Source organism: Streptomyces sp. CG 926 (assembly GCF_003148825.1).
Taxonomy (GTDB): Bacteria; Actinomycetota; Actinomycetes; order Streptomycetales; family Streptomycetaceae; genus Streptomyces.
In genome coordinates this window covers 636,077-653,360 of record NZ_QGGZ01000002.1, presented here as the reverse complement: position 1 = coordinate 653,360, position 17,284 = coordinate 636,077, and the positions used below count along the sequence as shown (strand labels likewise).

Genomic DNA, 17,284 nt, shown 5'->3' with positions numbered 1-17,284 from the left:
CGTCAGCTCAGTGCTCACTGTCGAGGTGGGCCATCTGGGCCGCCGGATACCTCTCCCCGGCCGCCGAGCCCGCCGGGACGGCCTCCTCGACGGCGGCCAGGTCGGCGGCGTCGAGGGTGACGTTCATGGCACCCAGTGCCTCGGCGAGCCGGTCCCGACGCCGGGCGCCCACCAGCGGCACGATGTCGACCCCGTGCCGCGGTCCCTGCGCGAGCACCCAGGCGATCGCGGTCTGGGCGACGCTCACGCCCTTGCCCTCGGCCACCTTGCGCAGCGCGTCCACGAGGTCGAGGTTCCGGTCGAGATTGTCGCCCTGGAAGCGGGGGCTCATGCCGCGGAAGTCGCCCGGGGCCAGTGCGCGGTCTCGGGTGAAGTGGCCACTGATCAGGCCGCGGGACAGCACCCCGTACGCGGTGATCCCGATGCCGAGCTCGCGGGCGGTCGGCAGGATCTCGGCCTCGATGCCGCGGGAGATCAGTGAGTACTCGATCTGGAGGTCGGAGATCGGGGCCACGGCGGCGGCCCGGCGCAGGGTGTCGGCGCCGACCTCCGAGAGGCCGATGTGGCGTACGTGCCCCGCCTCGACCGCTTCGGCGATGGCTCCGACGGTCTCCTCGATCGGCACGTCCGGGTCCACGCGCGCGATCCGGTAGATGTCGATGTGGTCCCGGCCGAGCCGCTGGAGCGAGTAGGCCAGGAAGTTCTTGACGGCCTCCGGCCGGCCGTCGTAGCCGGTGAAGCCGCCCTCGACCGTACGCAGCGCGCCGAACTTGACGCTGGTCAGCGCCCGATCGCGGGCCTCGGCGGGGGCCGTGCGCAGGGCCTCGCTGATCAGCAGTTCGTTGTGCCCCATGCCGTAGAAGTCGCCGGTGTCCAACAGCGTGTGCGTGCCGTCGGGGGCGGCGTCCAGGTAGGCGTGGATGGTCGCGATGGATTCGGCGCGATCCGCCTCGCCGTAAAGGGCGGACATCCCCATGCAGCCCAGCCCGAGCGGGAAGACGGTGGGGCCGGTGCTGCCGAGGGTGCGGCGGTCGGTGGTCGCGCTGAAGGAGGTGTTCTCGTTCTTCGTCATGGAACGAGAATGGCATGACGAGTGACAGATTTCAATATCTGTCACTCGTCAGTGTCGGGATCCGGCGATATGGGTGGTGAGGGTGTCCGGCGACTCGGGCGGAGCCGGCCGCGCGCAGGACGAACGCCGCCCTCGACGGGGTGCGAGGGTCGAGAACGGCATCTTCACGGGTGCGTGTCGACCGCAGGCCGGTCGGCCGACCCGGCCGGCGGGACGGCCTTCAGCCGCGCGGCGAACCCGTCGTCGCCGGGGCGCCGGCCGACTCCTCCAGGGTGCGGGCGGTCCGCTCCGCCGTCGCCCGGGCCCACGCGCCGCTCGTCGCCGCGCCCACGATCAGGACGAGCAGCCCGCAGATCGTGATGATCCACCAGGCCGGCTGGGCCGCCCCGGAGAAATCGGAGCCGTTCGCCAGCCCGGCCGCGAGCACCGAGCCGATCACCGCCACGCCCAAGGTGCCGCCGGTCTGCCGGCTGGTGGAGGCGATGGCGGCCGCGACCCCGGCCTGGGAGCGGGGCATCCCGGACACCGCCGTATTGGTGATCGGCGCGTTCACCATGCCGAAGCCCAGCCCGAACAGCATGTACCCGGCGAACAGCAGCGGGTTGGACGTCTCGGCCTCGAACAGGGCGAACAGCAGCCCGCTCGACGCCATCGCCACGCCCGCGATCAGCAGGCAGATCCGCGGCCCACGACTGCCCACCAGCCGCCCGGCCAGCGGCGCGAAGAGCACGGTCAGGCCGGCCATCGGCAGCATGTAGAGCCCGGCGTGCAGGGCGCTGAGCCCCCGTACGTCCTGGAGGTACAGCGTGTTCAGGAAGAGGAAGCCGGCCAGCCCGGCGAAGGCGCTGATCGCGATCACGGTCGAGCCGCTGAAGGGCGCGCTCCGGAAGAACCGGAGATCGATCAGCGGCTCCTTGCAGCGGGGCTCGTGGATCAGCAGCCCCAGGAACGCCGCGACGGCCACCACCGCGCACCCCATGATCAACGGCGAGCGCCAGCCGGCGGCCGGGGCCTCGATGATCCCGTACGTCAGACTGCCCAGCAGGGCGATGACCAGCACCTGGCCCAGTGGGTCCGGGCGGCGCGGCCGGGCCGCCCTGGACTCGGTGATGTGCCGCAGGGTCAGCACCAACGCCGCCAGACCGATCGGCAGGTTGATCAGGAAGATCGAGCGCCAGCCCACGGAGTCCACCAGCACCCCGCCGATCAAGGGGCCGGCCGCCATGGAGATGCCCCCGACCGCACCCCACACACCGATGGCCCGGGCCCGCTCCGCGGGATCGGTGAAGGTGTTGGTGATGATCGACATCGCCACGGGGTTGAGCATCGCGCCGCCGACCGCCTGGACCATCCGGAAGACGATGAGCCAGTTGAGGCTGGGAGCCAGCGAGCAGAGCAGCGAGCCGCCGGTGAAGGCCACCAGACCGGCGACGAACACCTTGCGGCGCCCGATCCGGTCCGCCGTCGAGCCCGCGAGCATCAGCAGCGAGGCCAGCACCAGGGTGTAGGCGTCGATGCTCCACTGCAGCCCCGCGACCGAGGCGTCCAGGTCGCGGCGCATCGAGGGCAGCGCGACGTTGAGCACGGTGTTGTCGAGACTGACGATCAGCAGGCTCATGCAGCAGATCGCGAGGACGAGCGTGCGCTGCCGGGGACTCGGCTCGATCATGCGCCGATGCTACGTCCCCCTCACCCCCTCGGCATGCGGGACAATGGGCGGATGACCACGCTCCCTCCGCCGCTCGCGATCGGCCCGCACACCGTGCAGCCCCCGGTGGTGCTCGCACCCATGGCCGGCATCACCAATGCCCCGTTCCGTACCCTCTGCCGGGAGTTCTCGGGCGGCAAGGGGCTGTTCGTGAGCGAGATGATCACGACCCGCGCCCTGGTCGAGCGCAACGAGAAGACCATGCAGCTGATCCACTTCGACGAGACCGAGAAGCCTCGCTCGATTCAGCTGTACGGGGTGGACCCGACCACGGTCGGCAAGGCGGTCCGCATGATCGTCGAAGAGGACCGCGCCGACCACATCGACCTCAACTTCGGCTGCCCCGTCCCCAAGGTGACCCGCAAGGGCGGCGGCTCGGCCCTCCCGTACAAGCGCAACCTGCTGCGCGCGATCCTGCGCGAGGCCGTCGCGGGCGCCGGTGACCTGCCGGTCACGATGAAGATGCGCAAGGGCATCAACGACGAGCACCTCACCTACCTCGACGCGGGCCGCATCGCCGTCGAGGAGGGCGTCACCGCCATAGCCCTGCACGGCCGGACCACCGCCCAGCACTACGGCGGCACCGCCGACTGGGACGCCATCGCGCGGCTCAAGGAGCACGTGCCGGAGATCCCCGTGCTCGGCAACGGTGACATCTGGTGCGCCGAGGACGCGCTGCGCATGGTCCGCGAGACCGGCTGCGACGGCGTGGTCGTGGGCCGTGGCTGCCTGGGGCGGCCGTGGCTGTTCAACGACCTGGTGGCGGCCTTCGAGGGGCGCCCCGAGGACTTCCACAAGCCCACCCTGCGCGAGGTGGCCACCACCATGCACCGCCACGCCCAGCTGCTGGGGGAGTGGATCGGCGACGAGGCGCGCGGGGTGATCGACTTCCGTAAGCACGTGGCCTGGTACCTCAAGGGCTTCTCGGTGGGCTCGGAGATGCGCAAGAAGCTCGCCGTCACCTCCTCCCTGGCCGAGTTGGACGCTCATCTGAGCGAGCTCGATCTGGATCAAGCATGGCCGGACAGCGCGGACGGGCCTCGCGGTCGGACGTCCGGAAACAACCGAGTTGTCCTGCCGGACGGCTGGCTGAAGGACCCGTACGACTGCGCGGGTGTGAGCGAGGACGCTGAACTGGACACCTCCGGAGGCTGACAAATCGCCCTCCGTGGTGCGTGATATACGCCACGCATGGGAAGGGTTTCGCTCAGATGAGCACAGAAGTCACGGGTAAGACTTTCAAAGGGTGGCACTGGGTGCCACCCTTTGTGCGTTCAATACTTGAATGCAAATGTATCGATGATCGCTCATCCGAGCGTGATCAGGCCTCAGAAGGCCCCTCACCCTTCGGGATGTGAAGGCTGTTCGTACTTTCTGATTACCCATGAGTTACTTTCGATCTGCTGGCGCACGGGTGGTTACAGCCGTATGACGACCAAGTGGACGTACCCAGAAGCCTTCGATCTGGGTATGTTCCTGGCCGTCAGGGCAGCCACCGAGCCTCGAGGAGTCGAGACCCGTGTCGGAAAACAAAGATCAGAAGTTCGTCTACGACTTCACCGAGGGCAACCGCGACCTCAAGGACCTTCTCGGCGGCAAGGGTGCCAACCTCGCCGAGATGACCAACCTGGGTCTGCCGGTCCCTCCCGGCTTCACCATCACCACCGAGGCCTGCAAGGTCTACCTCGAGAGCGGCACGGCCCCCGCCGAGCTGCGCGAAGAGGTCAGCGCCCACCTTGCGGCCCTCGAGGCGAAGATGGGCAAGAAGCTCGGACAGTCGGACGACCCGCTGCTGGTCTCCGTGCGCTCCGGTGCGAAGTTCTCGATGCCCGGCATGATGGACACCGTCCTGAACATCGGTCTCTCCGACGACTCCGTGAAGGGCCTCGCCTCCCAGGCCGGTAACGAGCGCTTCGCGTGGGACTCGTACCGCCGCCTCATCCAGATGTTCGGCAAGACCGTCCTGGACGTCGACGGCGAGCTCTTCGAGGAAGCCCTCGACGAGGCCAAGGCCGCCAAGAAGGTCACCGTCGACACCGACCTCGACGCCGCCGACCTGAAGAAGCTGGTCACCCGCTTCAAGAAGATCGTCGCCAAGCAGGCCGGCCGCGACTTCCCGCAGGACGCCCGCGAGCAGCTCGACCTCGCCGTCGAGGCCGTCTTCAACTCGTGGAACACCGACCGCGCCAAGCTCTACCGCCGCCAGGAGCGCATCCCCAGCGACCTGGGCACCGCGGTCAACGTCTGCTCCATGGTCTTCGGCAACCTGGGCCCCGACTCCGGCACCGGCGTCGCCTTCACCCGCGACCCCGCCAGCGGTCACGCCGGCGTGTACGGCGACTACCTGCAGAACGCCCAGGGCGAGGACGTCGTCGCGGGTATCCGCAACACCGTGCCGCTCGCGGACCTGGAGGCCATCGACAAGGCCTCGTACGACCAGCTCATGACGATCATGACGACGCTGGAGACCCACTACAAGGATCTCTGCGACATCGAGTTCACCATCGAGCGCGGCCAGCTGTGGATGCTCCAGACCCGTGTCGGCAAGCGCACCGCCGGCGCCGCCTTCCGCATCGCCACCCAGCTCGTGGACCAGGGCCTGATCGACGAGGCCGAGGCCCTCCAGCGGGTCAGCGGCCACCAGCTCGCGCAGCTGATGTTCCCGCGCTTCGACGAGGGCGCCAAGACCACCCTGCTCGGCCGCGGCATCGCCGCCTCCCCGGGCGCGGCGGTCGGCAAGGCCGTCTTCGACTCGTACACGGCCGTCAAGTGGTCCCGCTCCGGCGAGAAGGTCATCCTGATCCGCCGCGAGACCAACCCGGACGACCTGGACGGCATGATCGCCTCCGAGGGCATCCTGACCTCGCGCGGCGGCAAGACCTCGCACGCCGCCGTCGTCGCCCGCGGCATGGGCAAGACCTGTGTCTGCGGCGCCGAGGAGCTCGACGTCGACACCAAGCGCCGCCGCATGACGGTCGGCGAGACGGTCATCGAAGAGGGCGACGTCGTCTCCATCGACGGCTCCACCGGCAAGGTCTACCTCGGTGAGGTACCCGTCGTACCGTCCCCGGTCGTCGAGTACTTCGAGGGCCGCATGCATGCCGGCGCCGACGACGCCGACGAACTCGTCGCCGCCGTGCACCGGATCATGGCCTACGCGGACCGCGTCCGCCGCCTGCGGGTGCGCGCCAACGCCGACAACGCCGAGGACGCGCTCCGTGCCCGCCGCTTCGGCGCCCAGGGCATCGGCCTGTGCCGCACCGAGCACATGTTCCTCGGCGAGCGCCGTGAACTCGTGGAGCGACTGATCCTCGCGGACACCGACGAGGAGCGCGAGGCGGCACTCAGTGCCCTCCTCCCGCTGCAGAAGAAGGACTTCGTCGAGCTCTTCGAGGCGATGGACGGCCTGCCCGTCACCGTCCGCCTCCTGGACCCGCCGCTGCACGAGTTCCTGCCCGACATCACCGAGCTGTCGGTCCGCGTCGCCCTCGCCGAGTCCCGCAAGGACCCCAACGAGAACGACCTGCGCCTGCTCCAGGCCGTGCACAAGCTGCACGAGCAGAACCCGATGCTGGGTCTGCGCGGCGTCCGTCTCGGCCTGGTCATCCCCGGCCTGTTCAAGATGCAGGTCCGGGCGATCGCCGAGGCCGCCGCCGAGCGCAAGAACGCCAAGGGCGACCCGCGCGCCGAGATCATGGTCCCGCTCGTCGGCACCGTCCAGGAGCTGGAGATCGTCCGCGACGAGGCCGACGCGGTCATCGCCGAGGTCGAGGCCGCCACCGGCACCGAGCTCAAGCTGACCATCGGCACGATGATCGAGCTGCCGCGCGCCGCGCTGACCGCCGACCAGATCGCCGAGGCCGCGCAGTTCTTCTCCTTCGGCACGAACGACCTGACCCAGACGGTGTGGGGCTTCTCCCGCGACGACGTCGAGGCCAGCTTCTTCACCGCCTACCTGGAGAAGGGCATCTTCGGGGTCTCGCCCTTCGAGACCATCGACAAGGACGGCGTCGGCTCCCTCGTGCGCCACGCGGCCAAGCTGGGCCGGGCCACCCGACCCGACCTCAAGCTCGGCGTCTGCGGCGAGCACGGTGGCGACCCCGAGTCCGTCCACTTCTTCCACGAGGTCGGCCTCGACTACGTCTCCTGCTCGCCCTTCCGGATTCCGGTGGCGCGCCTGGAGGCCGGCCGCGCCGCCGCCGAGGCGAAGGGCAGCGACAGCCGCTGACCCCTGGCCCGCCAAGGGCCCCATAGACCGCGCCTGTCCCCGGGTTCCCTGACTGCCCGGGGGCGGGCGCGCCTATTTTTGTTGTTCAACAAATCTTTACGCCAGCAGGCGGTGGACGGATCCCCACCCGTCCACCGCCGCTGTCATTCTGCCGGGCACGTCGGCGCTTCCCGGTGCGACCGACCGCCAGGCCCCGCAAAGCCCCCCACGGCCTTCGCGGAGCGTTTCGGTCGCACCGGAGTGTGCCCGGCGGAGTACAGGATTTCGGTTGTCACGCCCCCGCCGAAAGGGGTTTCAACTGTGGCCGAAAGGGCGTGGTGACAACGTGTGACGGCGTGCATACTCATGGGGCGGGGGGATTGCGGTTGCACAGGTGGGGGTTCGGTGCTGCGTATCCATTTCACTGGAGTGGACCTGGCACGCGTACGGATGGCAGGGCGTCCCGATGCGTTGTGGGAAACGATTCTCAGCTTTCATCGCTTAAGAGACCGGCGCGATGCCCGGTTGTTCGGTGAATGGCGTACGGAAACCCGGAGCAGGTTGAATAGTGAAACACGCACGCTCGGTATGCTCATACCGAGTCGCGGTTATTTCCCCGATTTCTTGACCCCTGTGGAGGGGCAGTACGGGTGGGACCTGGGCCTCGACGCGCTGCGCGGGATCCGTCCCGAGCGCATGCGGCGCGAGCTGCAGTTGCTGGGCGCCGGGGCGCCGATGACGCCGCGGCTACGGGAGTTCATGGACGGCGGTGACAAGCAGCTGCCGCGGCTCATGGGCGAGCTGCGGGCGTACCACCGGGCCGCCGTGGAGCCGTACTGGACGCATATCCAGGCCCAGATCGAGGCCGAGCGCGCCGCGCGCGGTCGGGCCCTGCTGGACGGCGGCGCGGACGAGCTGCTGGACTCGCTGCCGCCGATGCTGCGCTGGCGGGCTCCGGTGCTGGAATGCGATTACCCGGTGGACCGGGACGTACGGCTGCGGGGGCGCGGGCTGCTTCTCCAGCCCTCCTTCTTCTGCCGACGCACCGCGGTGACCCTGCACGATCCGGAGCTGCCGCCGGTGCTGGTCTACCCGGCCGCCGCGCAGCTGGCCTCGGCGCCCGCGGGCGGGGAGGCGGCCCGGCCGGTGGAGGAGCAGCGCCAGCGCACGCTGGGCAAGCTGGTGGGGCACACGAGGTCGGTGGTGCTGCGGGCCATAGGGGACGGGGCGACCACCAGCGAGCTGGCCCGCCGGGCCGGGGTCTCGCTGGCCTCGGCGAGCCAGCACGCCTGCGTGATGCGGGAGGCGGGGCTGGTGACCACGCTGCGGCGGGGGAACGCGGTGCTGCACACCGTGACGCCGCTGGGGGCCGCGCTGCTGAAGGGTGGGGCGGTGGCGTCGTGAACGCGGCCGCCGCACCCCTGCGGGGTTGCCCGTGGGGGTGCGGCGGTTGTGCGGGTGCCGGTCCGTTGCGGGGGCGCTGCCCCCGAGCCCCCGCGCCTCAAACGCCGGCGGGGCTGGAGAGGCCGGCGGGGCTGGGGAGAGCGGGGCTGGGAGGGTCAGGTGCGGAAGGGGCCCGTGACCTCGTAGGTGATGCCGCCCGAGGAGCTTCCGCTCGTGCCGCGCTGGCTGGAGAAGTAGAGGCGGTTGCCGGCGGGGGAGAAGGCGGGGCCGGTGATCTCGGAGGAGGACTGGCCGGTGATCCGCAGGAAGGGCGCCACCACGTCGTCCGGGGTGATCACACAGATCTCCATGTTGCCGCCGTCCTCGGCGACGTACAGGTCGCCGTAGGAGGACCCGGTGACGTTGTCCACGCCGGTCAGCGGGGCCGCGCCGCCGGGCACGAGCGAGTCGTCGTAGGCCAGCTCGTACGTGCTGTTGGTGAGGTTCAGCTGCCAGACCCGGTTGTCGCCCTTCGTGGTGAACCAGACGGTGTCGTTGGCGTAGTGGCAGCCCTCGCCGCCGTTGAACTTCTTCGAGCCCGAGACCTGGCTGCGGGTCGCGGTCGGCGACCCGTCCGGGTCCGGGACGTTCTGCCAGGTGAAGGAGCCCGAGGTGGCGGTGCCGGCCTTCAGGACCTGGAGGGTGCCGGAGGAGAGGTTGCCCCAGGTGGTCGGGATGAAGCGGTAGAAGCAGCCGCTGGTCTCGTCCTCGGTCAGGTAGATGACCTGGCGCACCGGGTCGGCGGCGGCCGCCTCGTGCTTGAACCGGCCCATCGCGGGGCGCTGCACGGCCGCGTTCACCCCGTACGGGTCGGTCTCGTAGACGAAGCCGCGGTCGACCTCCTCGCAGGACAGCCAGGTGTTCCAGGGGGTCTTGCCGCCCGCGCAGTTCTGCCGGGTGTTGGAGAGGATCCGGTAGGCGCCGGTGACGGTGCCGGAGGAGTTGAACTTCACCGCGCTCGCGCCGCCGGAGGGGTTGATCTCCGAGTTGGACACGTAGATCCAGCCCGAGCCGTCGACGAAGCAGGCACCGCCGTCAGGAGCGCTGTGCCAGGTGTACGAGGTACCGCTGACGGTCTGGCCCGAGCGGGCGATGACCCGGCTGGAGAAGCCGCTGGGGAGCATGAGGCCGTTGGCGTCGGCCGCGCCGAGCGCCCCGTACGGGCCGGCACCCGGCTGGGCGGGGGCGGCGTAGGCGGCCCCGTGCATCAACGTGCCGCCGAAGGCGGCGGCCGACGAACCGATCACCGCACCGCGCAGGAAGGTACGACGTTCCACGGTCACTCCTGTGGGAGGAAGGCCCCGCGGCCGGTCGGACGCGGGGGCGCACGCGTCGAGGAACCTAGGAGCCGCCAGTTGCCGTGGCCCCAACTCCCCATGACGCATGAGCGACCGCTTGACGGACACTTCCCTGACCTGCGGTTTCGTGGTCAGAAAAGAAAAATCGAAAAAACTTCGTGGGGGAGCGATGAGTTTCCGGGGGACCCGGGGTCTACCTCTCGACAGCAACGAGCAGTACCGAGCAGTACCGAGAGAAGAGAGACCTCGATGTCCGCCACCATGATCTTCGTCAACCTGCCGGTCAAGGACCTGGACGCCAGCAAGACCTTCTGGAGCAAGCTGGGCTACTCCTTCAACGCCCAGTTCACCGACGAGAACTGCGCCTCGATGGTCATCAGCGACACCATCGTCGCGATGCTCCTGACCGAGGCCCGCTACAAGGACTTCACCCACAAGGAGATCGCGGACGCCACGAAGACGTCCGAGGTGCTGATCTGCCTGAGCGCCGAGAGCCGCACCGCGGTCGACGAGCTGGTGGACGGGGCCCTGGCGGCCGGCGCCACCGAGCCCCGCCCCGCCCAGGACCACGGCGTCATGTACGGCCGCGCCTTCGACGACCTCGACGGGCACACCTGGGAGATCATGTGGATGGACCCGTCGATGGTCCAGAGCTGATCACGCGCCACCCCGCGGTACGCCAGGTCGTACGGTCACGAGGTCATGAGGTCACCAGGTCACGAGGTCACGAGGTCACGGCGGTTCGCACCGGGTAGGTCCGGACCGCCGTCTCCTCGTCGTCCAGGCAGCGCCCCGACTCCAGGTCGAAGCGCTGCTTGAGCAGCGGGGAGGCCACGAAGGGTCGCCCTCCGGCCGTCCCCACCAGCCCGCGCGAGAGCACCTGCGCGCCGGTGAAGGGGTCCTGGTTGCCGATGGCGTACGGGCGCCCCGCGCGGTCGACGAACACCGCGGCCTGGCTCCCGTCCGGCAGCAGCGCCGCCACCCCGCGCCCGGGGATGAGCGCGGACAGCTCGCACACCGTCAGCCAGCCCTGCGCCACCTTCAGTTCCACGGTCATCGGACGGGTCCTCCTATGGTCAGGACGGCCAGGTCGGGCTTGACCTGGTCACGCTCCGGGACGAACTTCACGGTCGGGTCGGGGGCGCCGGGCGCGTTGACGAAGGACACGAACCGGCGCAGCCGCTCCGGGTCCTGGAGCGTCTCGGCCCACTCGTCCCGGTAGTGCGCCACGTGGTCGGCCATCAGGGCCTCCAGCTCCGCGCACAGCCCGAGCGAGTCGTGCACGACCACGTCCCGCAGGTGGGCCAGGCCCCCCTCCAACCGCTCCAGCCAGGTAGAGGTCCGCTCCAGCCGGTCCGCGGTGCGGATGTAGAACATCAGGAACCGGTCGATCAGTCGGACCAGTTCCGCGTCCGACAGGTCCTGGGCCAGCAGGTCGGCGTGGCGCGGGGTGGCCCCGCCGTTGCCGCCCACGTACAGGTTCCAGCCACTCGCCGTCGCGATGACGCCGAAGTCCTTGCTCTGCGCCTCCGCGCACTCGCGGGCGCAGCCGGAGACCGCCGACTTGAGCTTGTGCGGGGAGCGCAGCCCCCGGTAGCGCAGCTCCAGGTCGATGGCCATCCGGACGCTGTCCTGGACCCCGTAGCGGCACCAGGTCTGCCCCACGCAGGACTTCACCGTGCGCAGCGCCTTCCCGTACGCGTGCCCGGACTCGAACCCGGCGTCGACGAGCCGCGCCCAGATCCGCGGGAGCTGGTCCACGCTCGCCCCGAAGAGGTCGATCCGCTGCCCGCCGGTGATCTTCGTGTAGAGGCCGAAGTCGCGGGCCACCTCGCCGATCACGATCAGCTTGTCGGGGGTGATCTCGCCGCCGGGGATGCGCGGGACGACCGAGTAGGAGCCGTTGCGCTGCATGTTCGCGAGGAAGTGGTCGTTGGTGTCCTGGAGGGCGGCCTGCTCCCCGTCCAGGACGTAGCCGCTCGCGCCGAGGGTCGGGGCGAGTGAGGCGATGATCGAGCCGACGGTGGGCTTGCAGACCTCGCAGCCGTCGCCGCCCCGGGCCGCCGGGCGGCCGTGCCCGTCGAGGATCTCCCGGTACGAGGTCAGCCGGCGGGTGCGGACGATCTCGTAGAGCTCGGCGCGGGTGAAGGGGAAGCAGCCGCACAGTCCCTTGTCGGTGGCGGCGGGCAGCAGCTGTCCGATCACCTTGACGCAGCTGCCGCAGCCGGTGCCCGCCTTGGTGCACTTCTTGACCTCGGCGAGGGTGGCGCAGGCGGCGATGGCCTTCTTGGTGACGTTGTGGCAGGAGCAGATCACCGCGTGGTCGGGGAGCGAGGACGGGCCGAGCGCGACCGGGGCGCCGACCCCGGCGGGCAGCACCAGCTGCTCGGGGGACACGGGCGGGACGCTTCCGGTGAGCGGGCGCAGCAGGCCGTAGGAGTCCGCGTCGCCGACCAGCACCCCGCCGAGGAGGACGCCGTCGGGGGAGACGACCAGCTTCTTGTAGATCCCGGAGCGGGAGTCGGACCAGACGACGTCGAGGCTGTCCGGGGTGGTGCCGTGGGCGTCGCCGAAGGAGGCCACGTCCACGCCGAGGAGCTTGAGCTTGGTGGAGAGGTCGGCTCCGGTGAATTCCTTCTCGCGGCCGAGCAGATCGTCGGCGGCCGTCTCGGCCATCTCGTAGCCGGGCGCGACCAGTCCGTAGACGCGGCCGTCGACGGCGAGGGCGCACTCGCCGATGGCGTAGACGTGCGCGTCGGAGGTACGGCAGCGGGCGTCGACCGCGATGCCGCCGCGCTCGCCGACGTCGAGTCCGGCGTCGCGGGCCAGCTGGTCGCGGGGGCGGACGCCGGCGGAGAAGACGACGAGGTCGGTGTCGACGACCGAGCCGTCGGACAGCCGCATGCCGCTGACGTGGCCGTCCTCGCCGGTCACCACCTCCTGGGTGCCGACGCCGGTGTGGACGGTGAGCCCCATGGACTCGATGGTGCGCAGCAGGGCGGCGCCGCCGCCCTCGTCGACCTGTACGGGCATCAGGCGCGGGGCGAACTCGACGACGCGGGTGGCCAGGCCCAGCCCCTGGAGGGCGCCGGCGGCCTCCAGCCCGAGGAGACCGCCGCCGACGACCGCGCCGGAGCTCCTGGTCTTCGCGTACTCCTCGATCGCGAGCAGGTCCTCGATCGTGCGGTAGACGAAGCAGCCGGGGGCGTCCTTGCCCGGGACCGGTGGCACGAAGGGATAGCTGCCGGTGGCCAGCACCAGGACGTCGTACGGGAACACCTGCCCGGATCGGGAGGTGACCGTACGGGCGGCCCGGTCGATGTGCTCGGCGGGGTCGTCGAGGTGGAGGGCGATGCCGTGCTCCGCCATGAACCCGGCGGGCGTCATGGACAGGTCCTCGGCGGTGCTGCCGGAGAAGTACGAGGTCAGGTGCACGCGGTCGTAGGCGGGCCGGGGCTCCTCGCAGAGCACGGTGATCCGGTGCGTGGCGGTGGCTCCGCGCTCGGCGAGTGCTTCGAGGTAGTGCTGGCCGACCATGCCGTGCCCGATGAGCACGATCGTGGGCAGGGGCTCGGTCATGTCAGTGGCCTCCGTCGTCGGTGAGCAGGTGGAACAGGTCGTGCGGTGGTTCCTCGCCCTCCCAGGTGCGGGCGAGGGCCCCCACGGTGGAGAGCTCGCCGAGCAGTACGCCGCCGACGAGGCGGTCGCCCCGCAGGACGACCTTGCGGTAGGTGCGGCGGGTGGCGTCGGCGAGGCGGACCACGTCGTCGCCGGGCCGGGGGGTGGTCTCGCCGAAGGCGGCGAGATCGAGGGAGCGGTCCGCGTCGGTGGTGAGGGTGAGGCGGGTGAGGGCGCGGGTGCCGGTGTACCGCGCGGGCTCGCCGGTGAGGACCGCGGCCAGGGTGTCGGCCTGTTCCAGGGCGGCGCCCGCGAGGCCGTACACCTGGCCGGCGTGCTCGGCGCAGTCGCCGACGGCGTGGATGCGGGGGTCGCTGGTGCGGAGGTGGTCGTCGACCACGATGCCGGTGCGGACGTCCAGCCCGGCGGCCCGGGCGAGGCCGACGCGGGGACGTACGCCGCAGGCGAGGACGACGAGGTCGGCGTCGAGGCGGTAGCCGTCGGCGAGTTCGACCCCGGTGACCTTGCGCGGAGTTTCCGTTCCGCCCCGCCGTTTCCCGGGCTCCGCCCGGACCCGGTCCTCGGACGCCGGACGGGCCGAAGAACCAGCCCCGCCGGCGTTCGAGGCGCGGGGTCCGGGGCGCAGCCCCGGCAGCGGACCCGCGGGCGACCCCGTCGTGAGCAGGCCGCGGACCCGGCATTCCGTGTGGATCTCGACGCCGAGGTCGGTCAGGTGCGTGTGGAGCAGGGCGGAGGCGTCCGCGTCCAGCTGGCGTTCCATCAGGCGCTCGCCCTGCTGCGCCAGGACCACCTGCGCGCCCCGCGCGGCGAGCGCACGGGTCGCCGAGACGCCCAGCAGGCCCCCGCCGATCACCACCACGCGTGTCCCCGGCCCTACGGCCGCCGACAGGGCCAGGCAGTCGTCCATCGTGCGGAAGGCGTGCACCCCGTCCGGGAGGTCCCGTCCCTCCGGTTCGAACAGTCCGCGCAGCGGCGGGAGCACCGCGTTCGAACCGGTCGCCAGCACCAGCGTGTCGTACCGGGCCACCGTGCCGTCGTCGCAGTGCACGGCCCGCTCGTCGCGGTCCACGCGCACCGCCCGGACCCCCCGCCGCAGCGCCGGGCCGGGTGCCGGCAGGGCCGTCACCTCCGGTGCGTACCGGCCCGCGAGGACCTCGGCGAGCAGGACCCGGTTGTACGGGACGTGGGTCTCCTCGCCGAGGACGGTCACCGCCGCGGCCGGGCCGAGCCGCTGCGCGAGCCGTAGGCCCGCGAGGCCGCCGCCGATCACCACCACACGCTTGTCCGAGGTCATGCCACGAGCGTGCGGGGCCGCTGTTTCCCCACGACATCGCCTCTGTTACCCGGACGGAACGCCGACCTCAGCGCCGGGGTTAAGGGTCGGTGAGGCTTTCCTCAAGGCGGCCTTAAGGATCATCAGGGCCGCCGTCCGCGCCCTTAGCGTGCTCCGTATGCGAGATGCGGCGGTGCGGGTGAGGGGCGGGATGTCGGCCGGTGCGGGGGTGGTGACCCTGCTGTGGGCGGCGCAGGTACGGCCCTCGGCCCGGCCCGACGCGCTGTTCGCCACCGCCGCGCACCTGTCCGGCCTGCTCGCCGGTTACGGGGTCCTGGTGCTGCTGTTCCTGATGGCCCGGGTACCCGCCGTGGAGCACGGGGTCGGCGTCGACCGGCTCGCCCGCTGGCACGCCTTCGGCGGCCGGTACGTCCTGCTGCTCGTCTTCGGGCACGGGCTCTTCGCCCTGCTCGGCTATGCCGTGCACGAGGGTACCGACGTGGTCTCCGCCGTCTCGGAGCTGCTCGGCTACCCCGCGCTCGCCGCCGCCGCGGCCGGGACCGTCCTCCTGGTCGCGGTCGGCGTGACCTCCGCCCGGGCGGTACGCCGCCGGGTGCCGCACGAAACCTGGCGCGGGGTGCACCTGCTCGTCCACCTGGCCGCCGCCCTCGCCTTCGGGCACCAGCTCGCGGGACCCGATCTGGCCGCGGTCGGCTGGTTCTGGGCGCTCGCCCACAGTGTGGTCGCCGTCCTGCTGGTCTGGTACCGCGCCGTGGTCCCCGTTCGGCAGGCCCTGCGGCACGCGCTACGGGTCGCGGACGTCCGGGTCGAGGGGCCCGGGGTGGTCTCCGTCGTCATGTACGGGCAGCACCTGGCGGAACTGCGCGCGGAGCCGGGCCAGTTCCTGCGCTGGCGGTTCCTCCAGCGGCGGCTGTGGCACACGGCCCTGCCGTTCTCGCTGTCCGCGCCGGTCCGCGGCAACGCCCTGCGGATCACCGTGAAGGGGCTCGGCGGCCACTCCCGGCGGATCCGCCGGCTGCGTCCCGGGACGCGGGTGCTGGCCACCGGGCCGTTCGGCGCACTCACCGCCGCCCGGCGGACCAGGCCCAAGGTGCTGCTGATCGCGGGCGGGGTCGGGATCACCCCGATGCGGGCCCTGTTCGAGACGCTGCCCGGGGGCCCCGGGGACATCACGCTGCTCTATCGGGCAGGAGCCGAGGAGCACCTCGTGCTGCGGGCCGAGCTGGAGGCCATCGCCGCCGAGCGGCAGGCCGGTCTGCACTATCTGCTCGGGCCGTCCGGCGCGGCCTACGATCCGCTGGCCCCGCAGGCGCTGACCGACCTGGTGCCGGACCTGGCCGAGCACGACGTGTACCTGTGCGGGCCGCCGGGGATGGCCGAGGCGACCCGGGCCGCGCTGCTGCGGGCCGGGGTGCCGGCCGGTCGTATCCATGTCGAGTGCTTCAGCTTCTGAGCCGCGCACCCCGCACCCCCCTTGCCTGTCCTTCCCGCGTTCCTCCGAGGAGTCACCGCCCCATGCGTCACCCGTTGCACGTCGCCTTCCCCGTACCTGCCGGCGCCGAGGCTCCGGTGGCGGCGGTGGCCCGGCATCGCAAGCCGCGGCGCCCCTCGCCGGTGCGGGCAGCGCTGGCCGCGTTGGCCTCGGTACCGCCCGCGCGGCGGCTGGCGGCGGGGTTGGGGGCGGCCGGTGTGCTGGCCGCGAGCGTGCTGACGGCGGTCGTGGACCCGGCGGCTCCGGTGGCCCCGGACCGGGTGCCGGCCAGGCAAAGCTCAACCTTTGCGCAACTTTCCGGAGATTGATGCCCACTGCACCCAACAGCTCCATAAGGTCGGGTCGTGCCTGACATATCAACGACCATGATCGTCGTCCTGTGCGTGGCCGCGGCCGCCGCCGGTTGGATCGACGCGGTGGTGGGCGGCGGCGGTTTGCTGCTCCTGCCCGCGCTCCTGCTCGGACTGCCGAACGCCCATCCCGCCACCGTCCTCGGGACCAACAAGGCCGTGGCCATCGTCGGAACCGCCGGGGCGGCCGTGACCTACGCCCGCAAGGCCCCGGTGGACGTGAAGCTGGCGGTCCGCATCGGCCTGGCCGCGCTCGCCGGCTCGATGGGTGGTGCCGCGCTCGCGGGGGGCATCAGCAAAGACGCCCTCCGCCCGCTGATCATGGTGGTCCTCGTGATCGTCGCGGGTGTGGTGATCTTCAAACCGGGCTTCGGCACCGCCCCCTCGACCGCGCCCGTCAGCCGGCAGCGGGTCCTGCTCGCCATCGGGCTCGCGGGCCTGGGCATCGGCTTCTACGACGGCCTCATCGGGCCCGGCACCGGCACCTTCCTGGTGCTCGCGCTCACCGCGCTGCTCCACCTCGACCTGGTCACCGCCTCCGCCACCGCGAAGATCGTGAACTGCTGCACCAACGCCGGGGCACTCGCGATGTTCGCCTACCAGGGCATGGTGCTGTGGCAGCTGGCCGCGCTGATGGCGGTGTTCAACCTGGCCGGCGGGATGATCGGGGCTCGTATGGCGCTCAAGAAGGGCAGCGGCTTCGTCCGCGGCGTGCTGCTGACGGTGGTGGGTGCGCTCGTGCTCAAGCTCGGCATCGAGCAGTGGGGCTGACCGGCCCGAC

General features: G+C 71.2%; 13 protein-coding genes. 7 read left to right on the top strand and 6 right to left on the bottom strand.

The annotated features are described in order from the left end of the window. Positions 1-7: 7 nt before the first annotated feature. Positions 8-1,072 (bottom strand): aldo/keto reductase, encoded by a 1,065-nt coding sequence (locus tag BCL76_RS08105; RefSeq protein WP_109778805.1) that lies wholly within the window; start codon positions 1,070-1,072, stop codon positions 8-10. Positions 1,073-1,292: 220 nt separating this feature from the next. Then, the gene (locus tag BCL76_RS08100; RefSeq protein ID WP_109778804.1) at positions 1,293-2,741 is read right to left on the bottom strand and encodes an MFS transporter; all 1,449 of its coding nucleotides are present in this window, start codon (positions 2,739-2,741) and stop codon (positions 1,293-1,295) included. 33 nt (positions 2,742-2,774) lie between these two features. On the opposite strand from BCL76_RS08100, the gene dusB reads away from it, so the two are divergent. From dusB to BCL76_RS08085, 3 genes are all read left to right on the top strand, one after another. Further along, positions 2,775-3,935: a tRNA dihydrouridine synthase DusB gene (gene dusB / locus BCL76_RS08095; protein ID WP_109778803.1), complete on the top strand. Its 1,161-nt coding sequence runs from the start codon at positions 2,775-2,777 to the stop codon at positions 3,933-3,935. 364 nt (positions 3,936-4,299) lie between these two features. After that, positions 4,300-7,008 (top strand): pyruvate, phosphate dikinase, encoded by a 2,709-nt coding sequence (gene ppdK / locus BCL76_RS08090; RefSeq protein WP_109778802.1) that lies wholly within the window; start codon positions 4,300-4,302, stop codon positions 7,006-7,008. A gap of 384 nt (positions 7,009-7,392) precedes the next feature. Beyond that, entirely contained in the window at positions 7,393-8,391 is a 999-nt protein-coding gene (locus BCL76_RS08085; RefSeq protein WP_030757497.1) for an ArsR/SmtB family transcription factor, read from the top strand. A gap of 155 nt (positions 8,392-8,546) precedes the next feature. Here the strand turns inward: BCL76_RS08085 and BCL76_RS08080 are convergent, their stop codons facing one another. Next, on the bottom strand, positions 8,547-9,707 hold the full coding sequence (locus BCL76_RS08080; protein WP_109778801.1) for an alkaline phosphatase PhoX: 1,161 nt from the start codon (positions 9,705-9,707) through the stop codon (positions 8,547-8,549). Between the two features lie 270 nt (positions 9,708-9,977). Between BCL76_RS08080 and BCL76_RS08075 the strand changes: the two genes are divergently transcribed. Then, positions 9,978-10,385, top strand: a complete 408-nt coding sequence (locus tag BCL76_RS08075; RefSeq protein WP_109778800.1) for a VOC family protein — start codon at positions 9,978-9,980, stop codon at positions 10,383-10,385. 67 nt (positions 10,386-10,452) lie between these two features. Here BCL76_RS08075 and nirD read toward each other — a convergent pair whose 3' ends face one another. From nirD to BCL76_RS08060, 3 genes are read right to left on the bottom strand one after another with little or no spacing between them, the layout of a single operon-like run. After that, complete coding sequence (nirD, locus tag BCL76_RS08070; protein ID WP_109778799.1) at positions 10,453-10,785, bottom strand: nitrite reductase small subunit NirD; 333 nt, start codon at positions 10,783-10,785, stop codon at positions 10,453-10,455. Next, positions 10,782-13,307 (bottom strand): nitrite reductase large subunit NirB, encoded by a 2,526-nt coding sequence (gene nirB, locus BCL76_RS08065; RefSeq protein WP_109778798.1) that lies wholly within the window; start codon positions 13,305-13,307, stop codon positions 10,782-10,784. The genes nirD and nirB overlap by 4 nt, the downstream gene beginning before the upstream one ends. A gap of 1 nt (position 13,308) precedes the next feature. Next, positions 13,309-14,661 (bottom strand): NAD(P)/FAD-dependent oxidoreductase, encoded by a 1,353-nt coding sequence (locus BCL76_RS08060; RefSeq protein WP_109778797.1) that lies wholly within the window; start codon positions 14,659-14,661, stop codon positions 13,309-13,311. 157 nt (positions 14,662-14,818) lie between these two features. Here BCL76_RS08060 and BCL76_RS08055 point away from each other — a divergent pair, with 157 nt between their 5' ends. From BCL76_RS08055 to BCL76_RS08050, 3 genes are all read left to right on the top strand, one after another. Further along, positions 14,819-16,114: a ferredoxin reductase family protein gene (locus tag BCL76_RS08055; protein WP_109778912.1), complete on the top strand. Its 1,296-nt coding sequence runs from the start codon at positions 14,819-14,821 to the stop codon at positions 16,112-16,114. A 62-nt stretch (positions 16,115-16,176) separates the two neighbouring features. Further along, a complete protein-coding gene (locus tag BCL76_RS38480) occupies positions 16,177-16,461 on the top strand; it encodes a hypothetical protein (protein WP_146228342.1) in 285 nt (94 codons plus the stop codon). Positions 16,462-16,497: 36 nt separating this feature from the next. Further along, positions 16,498-17,274 carry a sulfite exporter TauE/SafE family protein gene (locus BCL76_RS08050; RefSeq protein ID WP_109778796.1) on the top strand — a complete coding sequence of 259 codons (777 nt, stop codon included), beginning with the start codon at positions 16,498-16,500 and terminating at the stop codon, positions 17,272-17,274. The last annotated feature ends 10 nt before the right edge of the window (positions 17,275-17,284 follow it).